General features: G+C 60.7%; 6 protein-coding genes and 1 tRNA gene. 1 reads left to right on the top strand and 6 read right to left on the bottom strand.

Translation table 11 applies throughout. From position 1 onward, the window contains the following. Nucleotides 1–54 precede the first annotated feature (54 nt). Entirely contained in the window at nt 55–3,333 is a 3,279-nt protein-coding gene (locus M5B97_RS15555) for an EAL domain-containing protein (protein WP_248731954.1), read from the top strand. Nucleotides 3,334–3,391: 58 nt separating this feature from the next. Here the strand turns inward: M5B97_RS15555 and M5B97_RS15560 are convergent, their stop codons facing one another. The 6 genes from M5B97_RS15560 to M5B97_RS15585 form a co-directional block, all read right to left on the bottom strand. Beyond that, entirely contained in the window at nt 3,392–4,654 is a 1,263-nt protein-coding gene (locus tag M5B97_RS15560) for a hypothetical protein (protein WP_248731955.1), read from the bottom strand. A 121-nt stretch (nt 4,655–4,775) separates the two neighbouring features. After that, nucleotides 4,776–5,738 carry a tRNA-dihydrouridine synthase family protein gene (locus tag M5B97_RS15565; RefSeq protein WP_123717673.1) on the bottom strand — a complete coding sequence of 321 codons (963 nt, stop codon included), beginning with the start codon at nt 5,736–5,738 and terminating at the stop codon, nt 4,776–4,778. A 55-nt stretch (nt 5,739–5,793) separates the two neighbouring features. Then, complete coding sequence (locus M5B97_RS15570; RefSeq protein WP_248731956.1) at nt 5,794–6,228, bottom strand: thioesterase family protein; 435 nt, start codon at nt 6,226–6,228, stop codon at nt 5,794–5,796. A gap of 39 nt (nt 6,229–6,267) precedes the next feature. Then, nucleotides 6,268–7,101, bottom strand: a complete 834-nt coding sequence (locus M5B97_RS15575; protein WP_248731957.1) for an alpha/beta hydrolase — start codon at nt 7,099–7,101, stop codon at nt 6,268–6,270. Between the two features lie 15 nt (nt 7,102–7,116). Next, nucleotides 7,117–7,656, bottom strand: a complete 540-nt coding sequence (locus tag M5B97_RS15580) for a TetR/AcrR family transcriptional regulator (protein WP_123717670.1) — start codon at nt 7,654–7,656, stop codon at nt 7,117–7,119. A gap of 183 nt (nt 7,657–7,839) precedes the next feature. After that, nucleotides 7,840–7,915 (bottom strand) — tRNA-Glu (locus M5B97_RS15585). Nucleotides 7,916–7,949: the final 34 nt, after the last annotated feature.

Below are 7,949 nucleotides of genomic sequence, written 5' to 3' on the forward strand. Positions count from 1 at the left end.
TCAAGGCCTGAAGAAAACCGCGCCGAACGCCCATTGAGCCAAGGCCCTTTGATAATGCCCAACCCCGTCGACTCCGTACCACCTCTGCCCCGTATCTACGCCCTGGATCCCAAGGACGCCGAACAAAGCTGGGACAGCGCGCCCCAGCTACTGGCGGCACTCAATGCTGCGCGGCTGGGTGCATGGTGCTGGGAAATCGACACCGGCCGGATCAGTTGGTCGCGGGGTACCCAGGCGCTGTTCGGCTTTGACCCCAGACAACCGCTGCCCCAAGACCTGGATTACCTCGACCTGCTCGCACCGTCCGATCGCGCCCGCGTGGTGCGGGCTTTTCACGCCGTGCTGGCGGGCGAGCCGTTCGAACAGGCCATGCATCACCGCATCCAGTGGCCGGACGGCAGCCTGCACTGGCTGGAAATCAGTGGCAGCCTGGTCTCGGACAAGGCCGGCCGACGCCGAATGATCGGGGTGATCCGCGAGATCACCCAGCAACGTGAGCGGGAAACCGCCCTGAGCCATTCCGAAAAGCGTTTCGCCACGCTGTTTCACCTGTGCCCCAACATGGTCCTGCTGACACGCCAGGCCGACGGGATGATCAGCGAGGCCAACCAGTATTTCGAAATGCTGTTCGGCTGGCCGGTGGCCGATGCCATCGGCCGCACCACCCTGGAACTGGGCCTGTGGCGTGACCCCGAGCAACGTGCGCTGCTGGTCAAGGCCACCCAGCGCAAAGGCGAACCGATCACCATGGAGGTGCAGTTCTGCGCCAGCAATGGCCAGATCCATGACGGCACCCTCAGCGCGCAAAAGGTCGAGCTGGAGGACGGCGCGTACCTGATCAGTACCTTCCTCGACACCACCGAACGCAAAAATGCCGAGCAAGCCCTCAAGGATAGCCAGGAACGCCTCGACCTGGCGCTGGATTCGGCGCAACTGGGCACCTGGGATTGGCACATCCCCAGCGGCATGCTCTACGGCTCGGCTCGCGCCGCCCAACTGCACGGCCTGCCGCCCGCGCCTTTCCACGAGTCTTTCGACGCTTTCTTTGAAGGGATGTCCGATGAAGAACGCGAGGGCATGCGCAACGCCTACCGCACCTTGCGTGAAGGTCCGGACGGCAACTATCAACTGACCTACCGCGTCGTGATGGAAGACGGCAGCCAGCGCTACCTGGAAAGCCGTGCCCGCCTCTATCGGGACGAAGCCGGCAAGCCCCTGCGCATGGCCGGCACCTTGCTCGACATCACCGATCAGGTCGAACGCGAACAACGCCTGATAGCGTCCGAAGAAAAGTTCGCCAGCCTGTTCCAGGCCAGCCCCGACCCGATCTGCGTGACTTACCTGGACAGCGGCGCCTTTATCGAAATCAACCCGGCCTTCACCCTGACCTTTGGCTGGACCGCCGCCGAGGTGATCGACAAAAGCGCCGAACAGATCGGCCTGTGGGATGACTCCAGCAAGCGCCTGCAACGCATCGAGCAAGTGATCCGCGAGCAGTCATTAAGCAATGTGGCCATTGTGGTGCATCACAAGGATGGCCAAAGCCTGACCTGCATGATTTCCAGCCGGCTGATCAAAGTCGGCGACCAGCCCTGCATCGTCACCACCTTGCGCGATATCACCCAACAGCAACGCTCGGAAGCCGCCCTCAAGGCCAGTGAAGAGAAGTTCGCCAAAGCCTTTCATTCCAGTCCTGACGCCATTTCCATCACCGAGCGCGATACTGGCCGCTACGTTGAAGTCAACGACGGTTTCTGCCGCCTGACCGGCTACCGCGCCGAAGAAGCCATCGGCCTGACGCTGTACCAGATCGGCATCTGGGCCGACGAAAACCAGCGCACCGCGCTGCTGGCCGAACTGCAGATCAAGGGCCGCATTCATCATTTGGAAATGCTCTGGCACAACAAGCATGGCGATTTGCTTGCAGTGGAAGTCTCGGTCGAACCCATCACCCTGAATGAAACCCCGTGCCTGTTGCTGACGGCCCGGGACGTGAGTTTGCTGAAAAATGCCCAGGCACAGATTCGTCACCTGGCCTATCACGACCCGCTGACCAACCTGCCCAACCGCGCGCTGCTGATGGACCGCCTGAGCCAGCAGATCGCCCTGCTCAAGCGTCATAACCTGCGCGGTGCCTTGCTGTTCCTGGACCTTGACCACTTCAAGCACATCAACGATTCCCTCGGCCACCCGGTGGGCGACACGGTGTTGAAAATCGTCACGGCGCGCCTGGAGGCCAGCGTGCGCATGGAGGATACGGTGGCACGCCTGGGCGGTGATGAGTTTGTCGTGCTGCTCAGCGGCCTGGACGGCACACGAATGGAGGTCAGTGCCCAGGTGCAGGAGCTGGCCGATACCCTGCGCGAATTACTTTCGGAACCGATGTTCCTCGATGGTCAGCGCTTGCAGGTCACGCCGAGCATCGGTGTAGCGCTGATTCCCGATCACGGCTCCACACCGGCAGACCTGCTCAAACGCGCCGATATTGCCCTGTACCGGGCCAAGGACTCGGGCCGCAATACCACCCAGATGTTCCATAACAGCATGCAAAAAACCGCCAGTGAACGGCAGCGCATGGAGACCGACCTGCGCCTGGCCCTGTCACGCGGCGAGTTCAGCATGCATTACCAACCCCAGGTGGATGCGCGTGGCAATGTGATCGTCGGTGCCGAAGCCCTGGTACGCTGGCAGCATCCGCAACTGGGCGCGCAGTCACCCAGCGAATTTATCAAGGTACTGGAAGACAGCGGCCTGATCCTGGAGGTCGGCACCTGGATTCTCGATGAGGCGTGCGGCGCCTTTGCGCAATTGATCGCCGAGCGCCTGATAGATCCGCTGAATTTCAGCCTGTGCGTCAATATCAGTCCCCGACAGTTTCGCCAGAACGACTTCGTCGAGCAGGTTGAGCGCAGTCTCAAGCACCACCAACTGCCCTATAGCCTGCTGAAGCTGGAAATCACTGAAGGCATCGTGATCCAGAATCTGGATGACACCGTGGCCAAAATGCGTCGCCTGAAAAAACTCGGGGTGAGCTTCGCGATGGACGACTTCGGCACCGGCTATTCATCGCTGACTTACCTCAAACGCCTGCCGGTGGATACGCTGAAGATCGATCAGTCCTTTGTGCGTGAGGCCAACCATGACCCTAACGATGCGGAAATCATCCGTGCCATTGTGGCCATGGCGCGCAGCCTGAACCTGACGGTGATTGCCGAAGGCGTGGAAACCCCGGAACAGTTGGCATTCCTGCAAATGCTCGGGTGTCACTTGTTCCAAGGGTATTTGCATAGCCGGCCGTTGCCGATCGAGGGGTTCCGGCGGCTATTGGAGTGAGCCCACTGGGCAGAATCTTTTCCTTTCGGCATTTCAGTTCGGGTTTGTAAGGACGGCCTCAAACCAGCTTCAACGCACGGAACCCCGTGTTCATCCACCCGGAAGACGCCAGCTCATGTTTTTGCCCATAAAAGTCGAGCATCCCCTCAATGACGGCGACCGAATGGCTACTGTTCGCCAGCGTGCCGATGGCACCTTTGGCCAATTCATTCACGTCACTTTCCCGTATATAACCAAATAGCCCCAGTCGCCGCAGGGCCTGCCCTGGAAACTCGCCATCATTGAGCGCCTTCAAGGCCGATTGATAGCTCTGGCCGGCGCGAAAGTCGCTGTTCTTCAGATGGGCCCGCTTGGCACTCACGGCGTACAGGAAGTTGGCGTCGCCGAGCAGCCGCTGGTCACTGCCGGCCAACCCGGAGGCGGCCCTGGCCTGGTTCAACTCTTCATGGGTCAGCGACAGGCTTAAGCCATCCCGCATGACCACCTCATACCCACCGGGGGTTGCAGTGACCTGCCGAAAAATATCTTGAGGCCTTTGCCCGAACCTCATCATTGCCGCCTTGATCGCCGACACCGTCACGCAATTACCCGGCTGCCCCTGATAAAAGCCGCTCCAGATGTCCGCCGGCTTTTGACCCGCCAATACGTTGTGCGCTGCGGTGCCCGAGCGAGGCTTGTCGGCGAACAACCTGTAACCATAACGGCCATCCACCTGGCACGCACGACCGTTGTCGCTCCCCACCCCACCCACCACCAGTGCACTGCCAAACTGGCGGGTGCCCATCACAGCCACCACACCCTCGCCCATCATTTCGCTCGGCGGTACATGCTGGGAGAGGCCATACACCCCCATGCCCTGCAGGCACCGCAGGGTGGTTTCACCCTGGAGCGTCTTGGCCAGCGCAGCCTCAAAACCAGCGTAATCGCCAACCTGTTGCTTGCGCTTCACAAAGACGGCCAATGCAAAGTTGGCCGCCCTGACCGCCACATAGTCATCACCGTAGAACCTGGATGCCTGAGCGGTTTGCCTCAGTTCATCCTGCGTCACATGGACTTTGAATTCATCCTTCATCGTGACGTCGTATCCGTTACCTGAAGGCTTCACCTGATTGAACATATCGGCGGGCGTGGGGCCCAAGGTTGCCATCATCAGCTTGATCACGGCGGCATGGGTGCTGCCGTCGAAGTGCTCACCAAACCGCCGCTCGGCGACCTTGAAGGGATTCACGAGAGGCTGCTTACTCCCCGAAACCGGCTGAGTGGAGGCCATCAGTTGAGCATGGGCTGTAGAGATGGTGGATTTTAAGCTCGAAGCAATCATGGGCCAGATTCCTGATATATGCCCTGACGTTCGTGGGATAACGCACCGTTCGGTTCCGGCTGTCACGTTTCACAATAAGAAAAGGGCGCCAATGGCGCCCTTGCTGGGAAGTCTCTCTACGTTACGCGGCCACCGCCGGATGGGGCATGCCCAACAGCCGGCTGACCTGCTCCAGCTGCGTCTCGCGACGCATCGCGGCGAACAGTTCCACCGCTTCCGGATAATTACGCGTCAACATTGCCAGCCATTGCTTCAAACGGCCCGGAGCCTGGCGCTCGGTCAGTTGCGCCACCGATTGGGTCCAGAAGTCCTGGAGCATGGGCTGCATCTGCGCCCAGGTCATTTCCACGACTTCCTCACCGGCTCGCGCGGCGGCGATCTGTCGTGCCAAGTCCGGGCGCGCTACCAGGCCGCGGCCAAGCATGATGTCCTCGGCACCGCTGACTTCCCGGCAACGCTGCCAGTCTTCCACGCTCCAGATATCGCCATTGGCGAACACCGGCACCTTGACCACATCCTGCACTCGCGGAATCCATTCCCAATGAGCAGGCGGCTTGTAGCCGTCGGTCTTGGTGCGCGCATGCACCACGATATGCGCCGCGCCACCTTCGGCCAAAGCCGTGGCGCAGACCAGCGCACCGTCCGGGCTGTCAAACCCGAGGCGCATTTTGGCGGTGACTGGAATATGCGCCGGAACCGCACGGCGTACGTGCTCGACGATCTGGTTGAGCAACTCGGGCTCCTTGAGCAGCACCGCGCCGCCTCGGGATTTGTTGACGGTCTTGGCCGGGCAGCCGAAATTCAGGTCGATCACCTGGGAGCCCAGTTCGCAGGCCAGGGCGGCGTTTTCCGCCAGGCAGACCGGGTCGGAGCCGAGCAATTGCACGCGCAATGGCACGCCCGCTGCGGTATGAGCGCCGTGCAGCAGTTCCGGGGCAAGTTTATGAAAATACGCAGGCGTCAACAGACGGTCGTTAACGCGGATGAACTCGGTCACGCACCAATCAATACCGCCCACGCGGGTCAATACGTCCCGCAGGATGTTGTCGACCAACCCCTCCATGGGCGCCAAAGCAATTTGCATGGAAAACACTCAACAAAAATCGTGGCGCAGTTTACTGGGTTTCCTACGGCAACCGTTAACCCCCTGTCAGGGCGGGGCCGTAACCTTCAAGAAATTCGGCAGGCATGCGCTTGGGCTTGCCGCTGGACAGCTCGATACAGACAAAGGTGGTTTGCGCACGCAGCAGCGTCACGCCGTCGCGTGGGCGCACCAGCTGGAAACGACGGGTCATTTTCAGGCGCTGGTCCCAATCGACGATCCAGGTGGCCAGTTGAAGCTCGTCACCTTCATAGCCCGCCGCCAGGTAATCGATCTCGTGACGTACCACTGCCATGGCACGATCCAGGCGGCGGTACTCGGTGAGGTCCAATCCCAAGCGCTGGGAATGGCGCCAGGCGCAACGCTCCAGCCAGGACACATACACCGCATTGTTGGCGTGCCCCAGGCCATCAATGTCCTCAGGGGCGACCTGCAGATCGATGATAAACGGCGTTGCCAAATCCCAGCCCATGCCTTGCTCCAGTCGATTAATGTCGGCGGGGGCAGTGTATCAGGCGGTTTGCCGCGCCTGTAGACGGCAGCCGGCCAGCAGGCTCAGCACACCGTCGATCACCCGGGGATCAGCCAGTACTTTCTGGTGACCACCGCTCTCCAGACGCAACAGCCGGCTGTCGAACCAGGCCTCGTGAATGGCTTGAGAAGCCTTGACCGGCACGAACGTATCGTCTTCGGCATGCACGATCAGGCCCGGGATATTCATTTGGTAGTGAGCGACATCCAAGTGTTTGAGCGGCATGCCGAAGGCCCATTCGACCTCCTGGATAAAGGCCGAGCGTGCCCGTGGCGGCAAACCGACCATCCCGGCGAACCCGCGCAACACATCCAGGAAGCGCGACGGCGCAGCGATACTGACCAACGCCTCGGTACGCAAACCCAACTGAATGGCCAGCATGGCACTGGCACCGCCCATGGAATGGCCGATCACCGCATGCAGCGGCGGCAATTCGGCAGCGGCTTCAAGCATGGCCCGGGCGAACAGCAACACATGCGCTTCACGCCCCGGCGAACGACCATGGGCAGGCCCCTCCAGTGCGATGACCGAATAACCTTCGCGCACCAACACCGTGATCAAGCTGGCGAACTGCGTGGGGCGCCCTTCCCAGCCGTGCATCAGCAATACGGCAGGCCCTTGCCCCCATCGCAGTGCGGACAGACCGAAACGCAAAGTGATGCGCTCTGATTGGGCCAATAGCGGCAGCTCCCAATCGCGCGGAGGCAGGTCCCGAGGGGTCATGAAGGTACGACGCATCTTGCTTGCGACCGTGTGCGGCGCCAGGCGGCCGACGGTGCCGTTGAAACCCCGAATCCATGTCAGTGCGCCCATGATCGACTCCTCTTCTCAGCGCACCGCCGACTTGGCTGCGCGTAACACTCGGTCAGACAGCTCGCACGGGCCCAGGGCTCGCGCAAGGGCCAGGCCACCGATCATCAACGCCATGTCAGCCAGGGCTTTGTCGGTGTCTTCAGGACTGGCGGCCAATTGCGCCGCCATCAGTTCCACATGCTCATTCAATGCGTGGCGAAATTCATCCGGCAGGCGACTCATCTCGCCGACGGTTGCCGGTATCGGGCAGGCCTGGGCGGTTGAGTCACGGTGTTTGCGCGACAGGTAAAACGCTGCCACCAGACTTCTGCGCTCCTCACCGGTGAGCTGCGCATCCATATCGTCAATCGAGGCACGCCGCCTCGCCAACAATTGGGTGAATGCCTCCAGCATCAGCGCGTCCTTGCTTTCAAAGTGCGCATAGAAACCGCCGACCGTAAGCCCGGCGGCGCCCATGACTTCACCCACACTGGGCTCGGCAGGGCCGCGCTGGATCAATGCAGCACTGGCCGCTTGCAGAATGCGTTCGCGGGTTTGCGCCTTTTTATCGCTCATCGTTGCCTCCCTCTCTCATGGGCTGAATATTATTACCATAATAATATTGCGCAAGCGACAGGCATGACCGCTGGTCAGAAGAGAAGATTGAGTGAAAAGGAGAGAGAGGGTTAAACGCCAGACAAACAAAAGGGCCATTCAATAATTGAATGACCCTTTAAAATCCCGCAGAGCGGGTAATCGTGGCGTCCCCTAGGGGACTCGAACCCCTGTTACCGCCGTGAAAGGGCGGTGTCCTAGGCCACTAGACGAAGGGGACACAAACCTTCTGTACAACTGATCAGTGCTGAGAA

Source organism: Pseudomonas sp. MWU13-2517, from assembly GCF_023242545.1.
Lineage (GTDB): Bacteria > Pseudomonadota > Gammaproteobacteria > Pseudomonadales > Pseudomonadaceae > Aquipseudomonas.